Consider the following 16,399-nt stretch of genomic DNA (forward strand, 5'->3'; position numbering starts at 1 on the left):
GGCGCCACCCGCACCGCACAGTAGGCTCAGGGCATGAGTCAGCAGGAAAGCCCTTCCCGGGTGCGTCAGCCGCGGCATTCGCGAGGCGCAGCCCCGACGCTGCACGACGTGGCCCGTGAGGCCGGGGTCTCGCTCGCCACGGCATCCCGCGTTCTCAATGGATCCGAGCGCAAGGTCGCCGAGTCCTTCCGCGAGCGCGTCGAGCAGGCGGCGGCCGAGCTGGGCTACACGGCGAACGCTTCTGCGCAGGCCACAGCCCGCGGCAGCTCGCCCGTGATCGCATTGCTCGTCGCCGACATCGCCGACCCCTACTTCGGCCTCATCGCCGCCGGCGTCGCCCGCGGAGCCGACGAGCAGGGGCTCGTCGTCACGATCGCGATCACCGAGCGCGACCCGGCTCGTGAGGCGCGCATCGTGCGAGCGCTGCGCGGACAGCGACCCCAGGGCCTGATCCTCGCAGCCTCGCGCACCAACGAGCCGACCGACTCCGACACCTCCCGCGAGCTGGCCGAGTACGCCCGGTTCGGCGGGCAGGTGGTCACGTTCGGGGCCGGCAGCGCAGAGAACCGGCACGTCGAGATCGACAACCGCGCCGGTGCCGAGGCACTGGGACGCCGCATGGCGTCGCTCGGCTACCGCTCGGCGATCGCGATCGGCGCGGCCGAAGGGGTGCTCACCTCAGACGAGCGTCTCGCCGGATTCCGTGCGGGCTTCGAGTCAGGCGGAGGATCGGTCGATCGGCTGATCAGAGGTGATTTCCGTCGCGAATCGGGTGTGCAGGCGATGTCGGCGGCGCTCGCCGAGGGTGTCGAGCCGGGCACCCTCGTGTTCGGCATGAGCGATGTCGTCGCGATCGGCGCGATGTCGGCGATCCGCGACGCGGGTCGCGAGATCGGCTCCGACATCGCGGTCTGCGGTTTCGACGATGTGCCGTCGTCGAGCGACGTCACTCCGGCGCTCACCACCGTGCGCGTGCCGCTGAGCGAGGTCGGGTACCAGGCCTTCCGCGCGACAGTCGACGCCGACTGGCAGCAGGCGGCCCTGCCGCTCGAGGTCATCGTGCGCGCGAGCACACCCGGTATCGCCTGATGACGCGCGTCGTGCTGGCGCCCGACAGCTTCAAGGGCACGATCACCGCGGCGGATGCCGCGGCATCCCTCGCCGAAGGCTGGTCGTCGGTCGATCCCTCCGCGACGTTCGTGCATCGCCCGATGGCAGACGGCGGCGAGGGCACAGTGGCCGCGTTCGCCGCGGCCGTGCCTGGGGCGCGACGGATGCCGGTCGTCGTCGATGGTCCCGCGGGCTTGCCGCTCGAGACCAGCTGGTTGCTGCTGCCCGTCTCCGCCGGTTCTCCCGGAGGCACCGGTGTCGTCGACCTCGCCTCGACCTCGGGCATCGAACTTCTCGACGAGCTGCGACCGTGGGATGCCGACACCACCGGCTTCGGCCAGGCGATCGCCGCGGCCCTCGACCACGGCGTCACACGGCTGGTGGTCGGCATCGGATCGAGCGCCTCGACCGACGGCGGCACGGGGATGCTGTCAGCGCTCGGCGCTCGATTCCTCGAGGCCTCGGGTGAGCCGGCCGCCCGCGGTGCGCGCGGACTCGCCGACATCGCATCCGTCGACCTCAGCGCACTGCGCACCGCGCCTCAGGCGCGCGTGCTCACCGACGTCACCAACCCGCTCGTCGGCCCACGGGGCGCCGCGGCGGTGTTCGGGCCGCAGAAGGGACTCTCCAGCGACGACATCACGCGCGTGGATGCCGCGCTCGCGCGTCTCGCCGAGATGCTCGGCCTCGACCCCGCTCTGCCCGGCACGGGAGCCGCCGGCGGCACGGGCGGTGCGCTCGTCGTGTGGGGAGCGACGCTCGCTCCCGGAGCCGCCGAGGTGGCAGAGCTCATCGGACTCGCGGATGCGATCGCCGACGCCGATGTCGTCATCACGGGCGAGGGGTCGTACGACGGTCAGTCCGGCGACGGCAAGGTGCCCTCATTCATCGCGGGCCTCGCCGCGTCCGCCGGGACCGCGGCGCTGCTCGCGGCCGGACGCATCACGGCGGACTCCGATGTGGCGCTGTTCGCGGCATCCGCGTCTCTCACCGATATCGCGGGATCGTCGGATGCCGCTCTCGCCGACCCCGCCCGCTGGCTGCGCGAGGCCGGAGCCGCGCTCGCCCGGTCGATCTGACCTGTCGCCATCTGCCGCACCCGCCCTTCTGCCCATCTGCCGCACCCGCCCTTCGGGGTATCCGTGCTTCGAGGCTGCCCTCGCGTAGCATCCGATCTCGCTCGTCTGCGGTGGTCAAAAGCGCATCTGAAGTCGCTGTGTCCGGTGGTTCATCGGCCCCGCACGTCCGTGCAACTCCGGGTGCGCGGAGTGACGGTCTGCGGTGGTCAAAAGCGCATCTGAAGTCGCTGGTGCGGATGCGTTTTTGACCCCGCACCCGTGATGGGTGGGTGGTTCGACCGGCCTGCGGATGGCGTCCGCCAGGCGGGGTCAGTTTCGCATCGCGTCCGCCAGGCGGGGTCAGTTTCGCATCGGGATCGGCCGTTTCGGGTGCGAAAGTGACCCCGCACGCGAACCCGCTCGCGCCCGCGAACCCGCTCGCGCACGCTCCCGCCCGCACCCGCTCCGGCACGCTCCCGCGCCCGCACCCGCGTGACCCGGATGCACTTCTGCCCCCGCACGGGCGACGTGCGGGGGCAGAAGACAGTCGGAAAGGTGGCTGGGTCAGCCGCCGAGGGCGGCCGACACCACGGCACGAGCCTCGGCCTGCACCTCGGCGAGGTGCTCGGGGCCGCGCAGGCTCTCGGCGTACAGCTTGTAGACGTCTTCGGTGCCCGACGGGCGAGCCGCGAACCACGCGTGTTCGGTCTGCACCTTGAGGCCGCCGATCGCGGCGCCGTTGCCGGGCGCGTGCGACAGCTTGGCGGTGATCTCCTCACCGGCGAGGGTCGTCGCCGAGACGGCATCCGGAGCCAGCTTGCTCAGCGTCGACTTCTGCGCGGGCGTCGCCGGGGCGTCGACGCGCTGGTACGCCGACGATCCGAAGGCCTGCTCCAGCTCGGCGTACCGCTCCGACGGCGTCTTGCCGGTGACGGCGATGATCTCGGCAGCGAGAAGGCACAGCAGGATGCCGTCCTTGTCGGTCGACCAGACGGTGCCGTCCTTGCGGAGGAACGATGCTCCGGCCGACTCCTCGCCGCCGAAGGCCACGGATCCGTCGAGCAGCCCGGGCACGAACCACTTGAAGCCGACGGGCACCTCGAGCAGGCGGCGTCCGAGCGACTCGGCGACGCGATCGATGATCATCGACGACACGAGGGTCTTGCCGATCGCGGCGTCGCGCGGCCACTCCGAGCGGTGCGAGAACAGGTAGTCGATCGCGACCGCGAGGTAGTGGTTGGGGTTCATCAGCCCGGCGTCGGGGGTGACGATGCCGTGGCGGTCGGCATCCGCGTCGTTGCCGGTGAGCACGTCGTAGTCGGCCTTCTTGGCGACCAGCGAGGCCATCGCCGAAGGGGATGACGGATCCATGCGGATCTTCTCGTCCCAGTCGAGCGTCATGAAGCGCCAGGTCGGGTCGACCTCGGGGTTCACGACCGTCAGGTCGAGGTCGTAGACCTCCTTGATGAGCGCCCAGTACTCGACCGAGGCGCCGCCGAGCGGGTCGGCGCCGATGCGCACTCCGGCGTTGCGGATCGCGTCGATGTCGATGATGGTCGCCAGGTCGCGCACGTAGGCGTCGCGGAAGTCGTAGCCGGGGAGAGCATCCCAGTCGACATCGGCGAAGCGCTCGCGCTTGACGTCGACCAGACCGCCGGCGATCAGCTCGTTGGCGCGGTCGGCGATCCAGCCGGTCGCGTCGGTGTCGGCCGGTCCGCCGTGCGGCGGGTTGTACTTGAAGCCGCCGTCACGCGGCGGGTTGTGCGACGGGGTGACGACGATGCCGTCGGCGCGGCCGGCGGCATCCGGTGCGAGGTCGCGGTTGAAGGTGAGGATCGCATGGCTGAGCGCGGGTGTCGGCACCCACGCATCGCGCGAGTCGACGCGGAGGTCGACGCCGTTCGCGACCAGCACCTCGATGGCGCTGCGCTCGGCCGGCAGCGACAGGGCGTGCGTGTCACGACCGAGGAAGAGAGGGCCGGTGATGCCCTGCGCCGTGCGGTAGTCGACGATCGCCTGCGTGGTCGCGAGGATGTGGTTCTCGTTGAAGCTCTTGGTGAGCGACGACCCGCGGTGGCCGCTGGTCCCGAACGCGACCCGTTCGGCGGCGACGCCGGGGTCGGGGACGCGATCGTAATAAGCGGCGATCAGCTCGTCGACATCGATCAGATCGGATTCTTCGGCTGGTAGGCCGGCACGGCTCGTCATGCAGACAGTCTGCCCCCATCTCGGCATCCGCGCATCTTCTGGGCGCCCACTGGTGCCCTAAGGTGAAACGCGTGACTGAACGCCGCACCTACAGCTATCTCGGCCCCGCCGGAACATTCACCGAAGCGGCGCTCGAACAGGTCGCCGAAGCGCGAGGCCAGGAATGGCGGGCGGTGCACAACGTCGGCGAGGCTCTCGCCGATGTGCTCGAGGGTCGCAGTGACGCGGCCATGATCGCGATCGAGAACTCGATCGAGGGCGGCGTCTCGACCACGCAGGATGCTCTGGCCACGCTGCCCGGCCTGCGGATCATCGGCGAATACCTGGTGCGGGTCAACTTCGTGCTCGTCGCTCCCCGGGGAACCACGCTGTCGGACGTCAAGGTGATCGCAGCTCACCCCGTCGCCTACGGGCAGTGCCACGGCTGGCTCGGCGCACATCTGCCGACCCACTCGCACGTGCCCGCGGCGAGCAACGTCGCATCGGCGGTCGGCATGCTCGACGGCAGTCTTCCGGCGCAGGCGGCCATCGCCGCTCCCGGCGTCGTGAAGCACCTCGACGTCGACGTGCTGGCAGAGGGCATCGGCGACAACGCCCAGGCCGTCACCCGCTTCGTGCTCGTCACGCGCACCACCTCCGCCCCGGCCCCGACCGGCGCGGACAAGACGTCGCTGATCGTCGAGCTGCCCAACGATCACCCCGGTTCTCTCCTCGAGATGCTCGAGCAGTTCTCGACCCGCGGCATCAACCTCTCGCTCATCCAGTCGCGGCCCATCGGCGACGAGCTGGGCCGCTACCGGTTCGTGATCGACGCCGACGGGCACATCGAGCACGAGCGCATGGCCGACGCCCTGCTCGGCATCCGGCGGTTCAGCCCGCGCGTGGTGTTCCTCGGGTCGTATCCGCGGGCCGATCGGCAGATCGTGCAGTACCCCGACCGTTACGACGACGACGTGTTCGTCGAGGCGCGCGACTGGCTGCGCGGCATCCTCTCGGGCGAACCCGAGGACTGAGACCGAACCTTGTCCGGCCGTGGTCGTTCCCGATCACATCGGGGCGGGGCGGCGATGAGAGAAGTTCAGGACTCGTCGTCGTCGGCGCGCCAGGATGCCGCCAGCGCGGTGATCGTGGCGACCGCCGCGGCGGTGTGCTCGCGGCTGCCGCCTGCGCGCCCTGCGGCGAGACCGGCGAGGTAGGCGCTGAGCGGGGCAGCCGGGCGGGCGACGCCGTGCGCGACGTCGCGGGCGAGATCGAGGAGCAAGGCTATGTCGACCGACGCGCGGTCGATCCCGAGGGCGGTGCAGGCGGCGGAGGTCCAGTCGTCGAGGGCCTCGACCGGAAGATGCTGCGGCTTGTCGGTCATGTCGTCTCCTCGTCCGGTGCGCTGCCGCGCGGGGGTGTGTGCGCCGTTGTGGTGGGATTCTGCGCCGTTGCGCGGGCACGTTCGAGATCGTCCCACGTGTCGACATCCGTCGCCAGGTCTCCTGCCTGCAGCGCGGTGACGGCGAGGCCGGCGAGCAGTGACCGGATGGAGGCATCGCGGCCGCCGTCGGGCAGGGCAGCGACAGCCCTGCGCAGCACGTCGGTGCGATAGAGCCCGATCAGCCACTGCATCCGTTCGGAGTAGTCGGCCAGGCAGATGCCGTCTTCGCCGCTGGCGAGGGGCGGATGCCGACGCAGCAGCGCGACCGCCTCTTCGGCGTTGGGCAGATCGGCCGCCAGCACGAAGACTTCGTCGCTCTCGGTGTTCGCGAGCCCGGCAGCGATGCCGGCGACCGGACCGCCGAACTCGGGAGTCTCGCGAGTCCAGACGACCTCGCCGCGCACGGGCACCGGCGGACCCACGACGACGATGGGATCGCAGCCTGCGACGGCCGCGATGGCCCGATCGAGCAGCGTGCGGCCACCGACCTCGAGCAGCGGCTTGGCGGCGCCGTTGAGCCGCGATGCCCGCCCGCCGGCGAGGATGATCGCTGCGGCACCGGGGGTTGCCGGGGTTGCCGCGCTTCTCGGGGTTGCTGCGTTGGTCGAGGTCACGAGAGCAGCATCACGTCGACGAGGTCGCCGGGGGCCACGGCAGAGACCTCGGCGGGCACGATGGCGTAGGCATCCACTCCGGCGAGTCCTGCGGCGAGGTGCGCGCCGGACGATCCGTCGGCGGCTGCCGGGCGCACCGACCACGCGGCCGGGTCGGATCGGTCGAGAGTCACCGGCACATACTGCTGTCGTCCGGTCGGGCTGCGCCACCCGGCTGTGGTCGCGAGACGAAGCATCGGGCGTTGCACCGTTTTGCGCCCCTGCAGAGCGAGCAACGCCGGGCGCACCAAGGCCTCGAACGATACGGCGACACTGGCGGGGTTGCCGGGCAGGCCGAAGATCAGTGCATCGTCGATGCGCCCGAAGGCCTGGGGTCTACCCGGCTGCATGGCGACCGCGACGAACTCGATGCGATCGCGCAGCACGTTCTTGACGACCTCGTGGGCACCGGCGCTGACGCCGCCCGACGTGACCAGGACATCGGCACTGCCTGCGCGGAGCGCGTGGTCGAGGAGGGCCGTGAAGGCGGCATCCTCATCGGTCACCGTGTCGACCGAGATGACGTCGGCACCCGCCTCGGCGCACATCGACGCGAGCAGCACCGAGTTCGACTCGGGGATCTGCCCGCGGGCCAGGACTGCGCCGGGGGTGGCGAGCTCGGTTCCCGTCGAGATCACGGAGACCCGAGGGCGACGACGCACCTGCACGGTGTCGACGCCGGTGGCCGCGATGGCTGTCAGCTGCAGTGCGCCGAGCATCGCCCCCGCCCGCGCGACGACGGCACCGGCGCGCAGTTCCTCCCCGCGGCGTCGGATGTTGGCGCCCTTCCGGAGAGGAGCCGTGGTCACGATCGCCGCGGCATCCCAGGCCTGCAGCCCGTCACGTGTGTGCTCGAAGGGTACGACGGTGTTCGCGGTGCGGGGCACGGGAGCGCCGGTCATGATCCGGGCGGCCAGCCCTGTACTCAGCGCGGGCTCCGCAGCCGAACCCGCGGGCAGGTCGGCGATGACGCGGAGCTCTGCCGGGTGCTCGGCCGTGGCGACCTCTACGTCGGTGAAGATGACGGCGTATCCGTCCATCGCGGAGTTGTCGAACAGCGGCACATCGACCCGGGCGTGAACGTCGGCGGCGAGGGTGCGACCGGCTGCCTGCGTGATCGGCACCGCCTCTGCGTCGAGCGGTCGGGCGGCTGCCAGCACCTCCGCCTGCTGGTCCTCGACCGTCAACATGGCCGGGGGAGCGAGGGAGGTGGTGTGTCGCATGCAGTCAGCGTACGACGGTCGCGGGATCGGGATGCCCCCGCGACCGCGTCGCCCCTCTTCCCCTTTTTCCCCGCTCGAAGATCAGTGCTCGCGGAACATCGGCCAGCCGCTGCCTGGCAGCATGTGCGAATGCAGCGCGCCCTTGGCCGATTCCAGGTTCGGGTACGTGCCCGTCGCGGCATCCGATCCGGCCATGACGACGGTGTATCCCTCGTCATCGTGTCGGATGCTGCCGACGACTCCGTTCGTGCCGTAGGCCACCCAGAGTGCGAGGGTCTTGGTCGTGCTCATCATCGAACCCCTTCCGTTGCTGGTGAGGGTACGCTCCGGCGCACCGGAATACCAGCCCTTGTCGGGGTGGCGCGTGCGCCGCACAGCGCGTGCCGCTGCGGGGCCGCGGGCGTGCGTTCGTGCGCCGTATGCGGGGTCACTTTCGCATCCCGCGCTTGGGCGGGGTCACTTTCGCATCTCAAAGAGGCGATTCGAGTGCGAAAGTGGCCCCGCCTGCGAGTAGGGGTGTGAAAGTGACCCCGTCTGGGGGCTGGAGCGCGGAGGCTGGAGCGAGAAGGCGGGAGCGGAGAGGAGAGGCGCAGTGAAGGGGAACCGTCAGCGGCGGGATGATCGCGCCCGACGGATGCGGTCGAGCAGCGGTCCTGGGTCGCCCGCCAGGTCGAGTTGGGTCACGCGGATGACGATCCATCCGAGGTCTTCGAGCTCGCGTTGTCGCTGGATGTCGCGCCGCCACTGATCGCGGCTCGTGCGGTGGCCGTCGCCCTCGTACTCGATCGTGATCTTGAGGTCGGGGTAGGCCATGTCGCATCGCGCTATGAGAAGACCGTTCTCATAGACCTCGTGCTGCACGACGGGTTCAGGTAGACCCGCTGCCACGATGAGCAGCCTCGTCTCGGTTTCCTTCGGTGATTCCACCCCTTCGCGCGCACGGGACAGCGCGTCACGGACTCGGCGAGACCCCGGGAAACGGCCCCAGACCAGCAGACGCTGCTCGATGTCGGTCACGGTGAGCGGCGGACGCCCCGCACGCAGCCCCGGATAGTTGTCTGTCGCGCTGATCAGAGCGTCGAGGGCGATGACCACCTGATCCTCGGTCAGCGCCGCGGCACACATGAACAGAGCCGCTGGCGGATCGACGACAGGGATTCCGCCGATCCGCCAGGGTTGGGCGCGTCCCGCTGCCAGGCGTCGACCGGCGACGCCGCTGCGCCGGACGCGCGAAGAACCCGTCGCCACGACAACGGTGATCGGCGCATGGACGCTCCAGATGCCGGGATGCGGATACCCCCACACCCGCATCGCCGTCTCCCCGCCGATGAGCTGACCACGCTGCAGGCGGGGCGCAAGGGCGGCAACTCGATCGAGCGGCATTTCCGCAGCCGCGATCGAACGCACTCCGCGGAAAGGGCGGTCGAGATCGCGCGCGGAGGCGCGGCCCCGACCTATGCCCGCGGCCGCGGCCTGCTGCACGGTGAAATGGCGGCCGAGTTCGTCGGGCAGGAGTATCCGATGGCGCATCCGATCAGGTTCGCTGATCCGATGTGCCGTTCTCGTCCGGTGATCGCGCGGATGCCGAGAGATGTGGAGAAGTCGCGTCTGCGGCCAGCATCCGCGAACGAGTGAACGGGCGCGATCCTACGGTGCGATGCGGGGTCACTTTAGCATCTGGTGCCGCGAGCGGGGTCACTTTCGCATCTGGTGCCGCGAGCGGGGTCACTTCTGCATCTCTAAACGGCTTTTCGGATGCGAAACTGACCCCGCTCGTGAGCGACGGGCGCGCGGACGCCCCGGCGCCCGCGAAGCGGCGCCCTACAGGGCTGCGGCGATGAGCTCGAGCGTCTGCGCGCGGCCGGCGGCGGCGTCGCGCGGCTCCGACTCGTAGGCCCCGGCGACGGGCGAGAGCATGACCTCGTCGACGCCGTACTTCGCCGCGAACTCGCGCACCTCGGCGGCGACGGACTCTCCCGTGCCCACGAACCACCGCGAGCGGGCAGCCTCGACGACCTGGTCGGTCGCAGCATCCGACTCGGCGGCGAGTGCTTCTTCGACGGTCTCGAGAGCGATGAGCGGCTTGTTCAGCCGCAGGCGCGACATCATGCGCAGCTGCGGCAGGGCGCGGGCCTCGGCCTCTTCCTGCGTCGGCGAGGCGACGACGTTGACCGTGAGGAACGTGCGGGGCTCGGGGTGCTCTTCGCTCGGCTGGTAGCCGGTGCGGTAGAGGTCGAGTGCTCGCTCGAGACCCTGGCCCGAGAAGTGGTTCGCGAAGACATAGGGCAGCCCGTGCGATGCGGCGAGCTGCGCCGAGTAGTCGCTCGACCCGAGCAGCCAGACCTCGGGGCTTCCGCCGGCGGCGGGCGTCGCGTGCACCGTGTACTCGCCACCCGATGTGAAGCGCACGGTGGCGCCGTCGCTTGAGAGGAGCGCAGCGATGTCCTGCACGTTGCGGGGGAACTGCTCGACGTCGCTCGTGGTGCCCGATCCACGCAGCAGCTGGGTGATGACCGGGTCGCTGCCGGGGGCGCGGCCGAGGCCGAGGTCGATGCGCCCGGGCGCGATGGCCTCGAGGGCGGCGAACTGCTCGGCGACGATCAGCGGAGCGTGGTTCGGCAGCATGACGCCGCCGGATCCGAGTCGGATCTTCGTCGTGCGCATCGCGGCGGCGGCGATCAGCACCGGGGGAGTGGTCGATGCCACGGCCGGCATGTTGTGGTGCTCGGCGAACCAGTAGCGGCGATAGCCGAGGCGGTCGGCGGTGGCGGCGAGATCGAGGGAGGAGGAGATCGCCTCGGCACTGGTCTGGCCGGTGCGAACGGGGACGAGGTCGAGGACGGAGAGCGCGGTGGAAGTCATCCCCGAATGCAACGGCGGGGGCGGGCGGGGCATTCCCGCTCGCCCCCACCTCGCGTCAGGCGGCGATCGACTGTCGGTTGTCGCTCGACTCGACTTCGATCTTGCGCGGCTTCGCCCGCTCGCTGACCGGGATGATCACCGAGAGCACGCCACTCTCGTACGAGGCGCTGATCGCGTCGAGGTCCACGCCGTCGCCGAGCGAGAACTGTCGCAGGAACGAGCCTGCTCCGCGCTCACGGGCGAGCCAGCGGACGCCCTCGCGACCGTCGGCCGTGCGCTGCGCGCGGATCGTGAGCTGTCCGCCGTCGAGGTCGACGTCGATCGAGCCCGGATCGATGCCGGGAAGATCGGCGTGCAGCACGTACCTGTCACCGTCGCGGTAGAGGTCCACCGGCATGAGACGCGGTGCGCGGACGGAGTCCAGCACGCTCGCAGCGAAGCGGTCGAGCTGACTGAACGGATCGAAGGACATGGCCATGAGTGTCTCCTTTCGTGTGGCCCGGATGGGCGATGTCGGTGCAGATTATCTGCACCATTTGCTATAGATTTTTTATAGAACAGATCGAGATAGAATGCAAGTGTCGAGAGAAGGAGGTGCCGATGGCTGATCGTGATCCGAGCATGCCGGTCTACGGCATCGCCGTCGCCGCCCAGCTCAGCGGCGTCCCCGAGGCGAGCCTGCGACTCTTCGAGGCGAAAGGTCTGGTCACCCCCGCGCGCAGCGACGGAGGCACGCGTCGATACAGCGACGACGATCTCGCACGCATCCGTCGGGTGACGGGCCTGCGTGTCGAGGGCATCAACATCGTCGGCATCCGACGAGTCCTCGATCTGGAGGACGAGAACGCCGGGCTCCGCGACGAACTGGCCGACGACCGCCCCTGACCCCCCGGACGCGCCCGGCGCCAAGGCTGCGGGGCAGTAATTTAGGGGCATGGATGCCGAGATCTTCTACGTGCTCGTCGGTGCTGTCGTCGTGGCGGCGATCGCCCGATGGCGCGGATGGCCGGCTCCGCTGCTCGTCACGGTGGTCGCGCTCGCGGCATCCTTCCTGCCGTTCGTGCCCGAGGTCGAGATCGATGGCCACCTGCTGCTGAACCTCGTGCTGCCGCCGCTGCTGTACTCGGCGGCGCTCGACGTGTCGTTCGTGGGCTTCAAGCGCAGCCTGCCGCAGATCCGCCGACTCGGCGTCACGCTCGTGCTGCTCACCGCGGTCGCCGTGGGGCTCGTGGCGTGGTGGATCCTGCCGTCGCTCACGCTGCCGGGCGCCCTGCTGCTCGGCGCCATCGTGGCGCCACCCGACGCGGTCTCGGCCGCGGCGATCGGCCGCAAGCTCGGGCTTCCGCGCCGCATCATGACGGTGCTCTCGGGGGAGAGTCTGATCAACGACGCGACCTCGCTCACCCTCTACCGGGTGTTCGCGGCGATCATCGCAGGGGCGACGCTCACCGTCTGGGACGGCATCTGGCAGTTCCTGCTCGCGGTCGGGGTGGGTGTCGCCGTCGGACTCGTCTTCGGCATCGTGCTGCACCAGCTGCGCATGCGCATCAGCGACCCCGTCGTGATCGGCACCTTCGGGCTGCTCGCACCGTTCGGGGCGTATGCCATCGCCGAGCACCTGCTCGGCTCGGGCGTGCTCGCGGTCGTCGCGATGGGCCTGTACGTCGGATACAACTCGCCCCGCACCGACTACACGACGCGTCAGCAGGAGGCCCCGCTGTGGTTGTCGGCCGACCTGCTGCTCGAGAGCTTCGTGTTCGCGTACATCGGTCTGCAATTCCCGCGCGTGCTCAGCGACCTCGGCGGCGAGGAGGTCGGCCGCATCCTGCTGCTGTCGGGAGTGGTGCTGCTCGTGGTGCTTGTCGTGCGTCCGCTCTACGTCTACCCGGCGAACGGGTGGGCGAACTTCCAAGACCGCAGACGGCTGGAACGCTGGGATCGCACGGTCGAGTCCGGGGCCTTCGACGAACGCCGCCGCGACTCGAAGCGCTGGAAGCAGTACAGCGCCGAAGAGCTGCGGTCGAAGATCGTCCGCGATCGCATGGCGGGCCTGCAGCTCACCTGGAAGGACAACGCCGTCATCTCGTGGGCGGGCATGCGCGGCGTGGTGACGTTGGCCACCGCGCTCGCCGCGGCGGATCTCGCGGCTCTCGACACCGAGCCGTCGCACGCGATCGTCGTAGTCGCGTACGTCGTCACCGTCGGCACACTGCTGCTGCAGGGCCTGACTCTGCCGCTGCTGATCCGCGGGCTCGGCATCGCCAGCGATGTCGATGAGGAGGAGGACGAGCGCGCGATCGCCGATGTCAAGGCCAAGAGCCGCGAGGCGGGCAAGGCCTTCCTCGCCGAGAAGCGCGTCGAGTGGGTCGACAAGTACGGCAGCGTCGACATCGGCGTCTTCGACGCGTTCACGAAGCGCATGACCAGGGTCGAGAAGGCCGCCGACGAGGCGCAGGAGGTCGAGGAGGCGGTCACTCGGCCCTCCTACGAAGACCTCGCAGCTCTGACACGCGGATGGCTGCAGGTGCGCCGCGACATCCTGCTCGCGGAGCGAGACGCCGGCAACCTCGACGAGGAGGTCATGCGCGAGCTGATGGCCGCGATGGATGCCGAGGAGCTCGCCCTCGACACCCGTGCCGCCACGCGCCTGCAGGGTCGCGCATAGCGGGAGACAGACGAGCGCCCCACCCCGGGAAGGGGCGAGGCGCTCGGTCGATGAGACGGCGGGTCAGCGGGTGCCGACCGGCTCGGTCTCGGATTCCGGGGAGCCGGATGCTGCGGCATCCGTCTCGGGTGCCTCGTCGTCGGCCGAGTCGTCGGCGAACGGCAGGCCCTCGCGCGGTGCGTTGTAGAGCTCCTCGTCGAGGATGCCCTCGCGCTTGGCGACGATGGTCGGCACGAGCGCCTGGCCCGCGACGTTGACCGCCGTGCGGCCCATGTCGAGGATCGGGTCGATCGCGAGCAGCAGACCGACGCCCTCGAGCGGCAGGCCCAGGGTCGACAGCGTCAGCGTGAGCATGACGGTCGCACCCGTGGTTCCCGCGGTGGCGGCCGAGCCGACGACCGAGACGAGCACGATCAGCAGGTACTGCACGAGGTTGAGCTCGATGCCGAAGAACTGCGCGACGAAGATCGCGGCGATGGCCGGGTAGATCGCGGCGCAGCCGTCCATCTTCGTGGTCGCACCGAACGGCACGGCGAACGAGGCATATGAGCGGGGCACGCCGAGGTTGCGCTCCGTCACGCGCTCGGTGAGGGGGAGAGTGCCGATCGACGAGCGGCTGACGAAGGCGAGCTGCACAGCCGGCCAGACGCCGGAGAAGTACTGCTTGATCGACAGGCCGTGCGTCTTGACGAGCACGGGGTAGACGACGAACAGCACGAGCGCGAGACCGACGTAGATCGCGATCGCGAACCAGCCGAGCGAGGCCAGCTTCTCCCAGCCGTACTTGACGACCGCGGCGCCGATGAGGCCGAACGTGCCGAGCGGGGCGATGCGGATGATCCACCACAGCACGCGCTGGATGACCTTGAGCAGCGACTCGGTGAATGCGAGGAAAGGCTCGGCCTTCTTGCCGGCCTTGAGCGCCGCGATGCCCACGGCGACCGCGATCACGATGACCTGCAGGATGTTGAAGTTCACGCTCGACGTGAATGTGCCGTCCGTGGCGCCCGGGTTCGTGCTGACGCTGAGTCCGAGGAAGTTCTGCGGGATCAGACCCAGCAGGAAGTTCCACCAGGTGCCGACCGTGTACGGTTCGCCGGGCTCGAGGCCTGCACCGGCGCGGTTGCCCGGCTGGATGACCAGTCCGAGCGTGATGCCGATGATCACGGCGATGAACGCGGTGATCGCGAACCACAGCAGGGTCTGGCCCGCGAGGCGTGCGGCGTTCTGCACGCGGCGCAGGTTCGAGATGCTGGCGACGATCGCGGTGAAGATCAGCGGCACGACGGCGGCGCGCAGCAGCGTGACGTACGAGCTGCCGATCGTGTCGAGGGTGGCGGAGAGGCCGTTGGGGCTGTCGGCCGTGGCGCCGAGCTGGCGCGCGATCAGGCCGGCGGCGATGCCGAGGACGAGGGCCGCGAGGATCTGGAAGCCGAACGAGGTCAGCAGCTTCCGGACGGGACCGCGAGTGTCGGGCGCCTTCGTGGGGCGGGCGGTGGTGCTCATGGGATCGAGGACTCCAGAATCGGTGCGCGCCGTGTGCGCGCTATAACGCTCAACGCTATGAGGAAGCGCGAATTCCGAGGCCGACATGACGAAGGATGACGGATGCCGCGGCATCCGTCATCCTTCGTCAGGCGTCGCGGCGGGTCAGGCCGTCGAGGCAATGCGGCGCAGGGCAGCAGCTAGGCGAGTACGAGCAGGTCGCCGACCTCGCATCCGAGGGCATCGCAGATCGCGCGCAGCGTGGAGTACCTGATGGCCCGAGCGCGGTCATTCTTCAGCACCGACAGGTTCACGATGCTGACGCCGACGCGTGCGCTCAGCTCGGTCAGCGTCATCCCGCGCTCCGCGAGCAGTTCGTCGAGACGGCAGTGGATGCCGGTGAGCTCGTCGTCGTTCTCGGCCGGGCTCATACGAGACCCCTCGTGTCGTCCTCGAGCAGGGCCTTCTCGCGCTGCAGGCGGATGCCCTGCCGGAACGCGGCTGCGATGAGCCCCACCGCGACGCCGGTCGCGAAGATCGGGACGATCGACCAGAACTCGATCGGATGCACCGGCTCGCCGGATCTGAGGCCCACCGCGGCAGACACCCCGTTCAGCCCCAGCTTCTCGAGCAGCACGATGAACATCGGCGCGAGCACGAGGGTCCAGCCGATCGCGTCGAAGGCCCGCGCGTTGCTCCGCACGAAGAATCGTCCGCGGAGGAAGTTCCACGCGACGAGCATCACGCCGACGATGACGATCAACGGGGCGAGCGCCCACAGCACGAGAGAGCCGATGATCGCTGCGGTCGAAGCGGCATCCACTCCGGTGGCGAACACCATCACCTGCTGAGCGATCCCCTCGACCGACGCGGCTCCTGAGCCGACGGTCGCGTCGATCGGCTGCTCGTCGATCGGGATGGACCACGCGATGCCCTGATCTCGGAAGGTTCCGAGCACGCGCAGGACGGTGCTGATCGCCGTCACCACCAGAGCGGCCGCGCCGAAAAGGATCACGGTGATCGCATCGGCGGTCTGGGAACGTGTCGCGGTCACGGTGCTCATCAGACGAGCCCGTCCGTGTCGCGCTGCAGTCGGTCGCCGATGGAGAACACCGTGCAGATGAGGGCGATGACGAACGCCCCGAGGATGAAGGTGAACGGCTCGACGCTCATCACGGCGTTGTCGATGCCGTTGTCGGTGATCCGGGCGACGGTGGCGTTCGCGAGCATGTTGTCGAAGAAACGCACCGACGCGAATCCGAGGAGGCCGGTGATGCCGGCAGTGGCCACGAGGGCCGTGCGACCGCGGCCGAAGATGCGGCCGCTGACGGTGCTGCGCGCGAGCAGGATCAGGCATCCGATCACGACCAGGATCGTGATGATCTGCAGCACCTGGCCGATGATGCCGGGCACCGCGGCAATCGCCGGCAGCTGAGGAGCGATGATCGTGCCGCTGTCGAGCCCCACGGCCACGCTGCCTCCGGTCGAGAGCGGCAGGTCGACGGCGGACGCATCCGGGGCGAACTCGATCAGCACCGGCACATCGACGCCGCGGGCGAGTTCTACGATCCGGATGATCGAGAACACCGTGATGTAGGCGGCGATCAGGACTCCTGCGATGCAGAAGCCGATCAGGGCGCCGGAGTCGCCGCGAGAGATCGTGCGGTCTTTCGTCGAGGTCATCATCCACTCCTTATCGAGAGTCGTTATTA

The 16,399-nt window shown here is 69.6% G+C and carries 17 protein-coding genes; 5 read left to right on the forward strand and 12 right to left on the reverse strand.

Features of this window, described 5'->3' with window-relative positions; all coding sequences use genetic code 11:
• Positions 1–33: 33 nt before the first annotated feature.
• Positions 34–1,089 (forward strand): LacI family DNA-binding transcriptional regulator, encoded by a 1,056-nt coding sequence (locus ACLKOY_RS13705; RefSeq protein WP_436454160.1) that lies wholly within the window; start codon positions 34–36, stop codon positions 1,087–1,089.
• Complete coding sequence (locus tag ACLKOY_RS13710) at positions 1,089–2,189, forward strand: glycerate kinase (protein WP_436454161.1); 1,101 nt, start codon at positions 1,089–1,091, stop codon at positions 2,187–2,189. Before ACLKOY_RS13705 ends, ACLKOY_RS13710 begins: the two co-directional genes overlap by 1 nt.
• Positions 2,190–2,732: 543 nt before the next feature.
• On the opposite strand, the gene pgm is transcribed toward ACLKOY_RS13710, so the two are convergent.
• Entirely contained in the window at positions 2,733–4,376 is a 1,644-nt protein-coding gene (gene pgm, locus ACLKOY_RS13715) for a phosphoglucomutase (alpha-D-glucose-1,6-bisphosphate-dependent) (protein WP_436454162.1), read from the reverse strand.
• Between the two features lie 62 nt (positions 4,377–4,438).
• Between pgm and pheA the strand changes: the two genes are divergently transcribed.
• The gene (pheA, locus tag ACLKOY_RS13720; protein WP_140038125.1) at positions 4,439–5,389 is read left to right on the forward strand and encodes a prephenate dehydratase; all 951 of its coding nucleotides are present in this window, start codon (positions 4,439–4,441) and stop codon (positions 5,387–5,389) included.
• A gap of 65 nt (positions 5,390–5,454) precedes the next feature.
• Here the strand turns inward: pheA and ACLKOY_RS13725 are convergent, their stop codons facing one another.
• The 7 genes from ACLKOY_RS13725 to ACLKOY_RS13755 form a co-directional block, all read right to left on the reverse strand.
• Positions 5,455–5,739: a DUF6457 domain-containing protein gene (locus ACLKOY_RS13725; RefSeq protein ID WP_436454163.1), complete on the reverse strand. Its 285-nt coding sequence runs from the start codon at positions 5,737–5,739 to the stop codon at positions 5,455–5,457.
• A complete protein-coding gene (gene mobA, locus ACLKOY_RS13730) occupies positions 5,736–6,413 on the reverse strand; it encodes a molybdenum cofactor guanylyltransferase (RefSeq protein WP_436454164.1) in 678 nt (225 codons plus the stop codon). The genes ACLKOY_RS13725 and mobA overlap by 4 nt, the downstream gene beginning before the upstream one ends.
• Positions 6,410–7,675: a molybdopterin molybdotransferase MoeA gene (locus ACLKOY_RS13735; RefSeq protein WP_436454165.1), complete on the reverse strand. Its 1,266-nt coding sequence runs from the start codon at positions 7,673–7,675 to the stop codon at positions 6,410–6,412. The genes mobA and ACLKOY_RS13735 overlap by 4 nt, the downstream gene beginning before the upstream one ends.
• Positions 7,676–7,756: 81 nt before the next feature.
• Positions 7,757–7,966 (reverse strand): methyltransferase, encoded by a 210-nt coding sequence (locus ACLKOY_RS13740; protein ID WP_140038123.1) that lies wholly within the window; start codon positions 7,964–7,966, stop codon positions 7,757–7,759.
• 315 nt (positions 7,967–8,281) lie between these two features.
• A complete protein-coding gene (locus ACLKOY_RS13745; protein ID WP_436454166.1) occupies positions 8,282–9,205 on the reverse strand; it encodes a hypothetical protein in 924 nt (307 codons plus the stop codon).
• A 291-nt stretch (positions 9,206–9,496) separates the two neighbouring features.
• Positions 9,497–10,537 (reverse strand): LLM class flavin-dependent oxidoreductase, encoded by a 1,041-nt coding sequence (locus ACLKOY_RS13750; protein ID WP_436454167.1) that lies wholly within the window; start codon positions 10,535–10,537, stop codon positions 9,497–9,499.
• A 55-nt stretch (positions 10,538–10,592) separates the two neighbouring features.
• The gene (locus ACLKOY_RS13755; protein WP_056374219.1) at positions 10,593–11,015 is read right to left on the reverse strand and encodes an Hsp20/alpha crystallin family protein; all 423 of its coding nucleotides are present in this window, start codon (positions 11,013–11,015) and stop codon (positions 10,593–10,595) included.
• A 122-nt stretch (positions 11,016–11,137) separates the two neighbouring features.
• On the opposite strand from ACLKOY_RS13755, the gene ACLKOY_RS13760 reads away from it, so the two are divergent.
• Entirely contained in the window at positions 11,138–11,422 is a 285-nt protein-coding gene (locus tag ACLKOY_RS13760) for a MerR family transcriptional regulator (RefSeq protein ID WP_140038120.1), read from the forward strand.
• A gap of 49 nt (positions 11,423–11,471) precedes the next feature.
• On the forward strand, positions 11,472–13,202 hold the full coding sequence (locus tag ACLKOY_RS13765) for a cation:proton antiporter domain-containing protein (protein ID WP_363574093.1): 1,731 nt from the start codon (positions 11,472–11,474) through the stop codon (positions 13,200–13,202).
• Positions 13,203–13,265: 63 nt separating this feature from the next.
• Here the strand turns inward: ACLKOY_RS13765 and ACLKOY_RS13770 are convergent, their stop codons facing one another.
• The 4 genes from ACLKOY_RS13770 to ACLKOY_RS13785 form a co-directional block, all read right to left on the reverse strand.
• Positions 13,266–14,708 carry a dicarboxylate/amino acid:cation symporter gene (locus tag ACLKOY_RS13770; protein WP_436454168.1) on the reverse strand — a complete coding sequence of 481 codons (1,443 nt, stop codon included), beginning with the start codon at positions 14,706–14,708 and terminating at the stop codon, positions 13,266–13,268.
• 179 nt (positions 14,709–14,887) lie between these two features.
• On the reverse strand, positions 14,888–15,118 hold the full coding sequence (locus ACLKOY_RS13775; protein WP_140038115.1) for a helix-turn-helix domain-containing protein: 231 nt from the start codon (positions 15,116–15,118) through the stop codon (positions 14,888–14,890).
• Complete coding sequence (locus ACLKOY_RS13780; protein WP_436454169.1) at positions 15,115–15,750, reverse strand: hypothetical protein; 636 nt, start codon at positions 15,748–15,750, stop codon at positions 15,115–15,117. The genes ACLKOY_RS13775 and ACLKOY_RS13780 overlap by 4 nt, the downstream gene beginning before the upstream one ends.
• Entirely contained in the window at positions 15,750–16,370 is a 621-nt protein-coding gene (locus ACLKOY_RS13785) for a hypothetical protein (protein WP_436454170.1), read from the reverse strand. Before ACLKOY_RS13785 ends, ACLKOY_RS13780 begins: the two co-directional genes overlap by 1 nt.
• Between the last annotated feature and the right edge of the window lie 29 nt (positions 16,371–16,399).

It is taken from the genome of Microbacterium sp. K2, from assembly GCF_051365005.1.
In the GTDB taxonomy this organism is placed as follows: domain Bacteria; phylum Actinomycetota; class Actinomycetes; order Actinomycetales; family Microbacteriaceae; genus Microbacterium; species Microbacterium foliorum_B.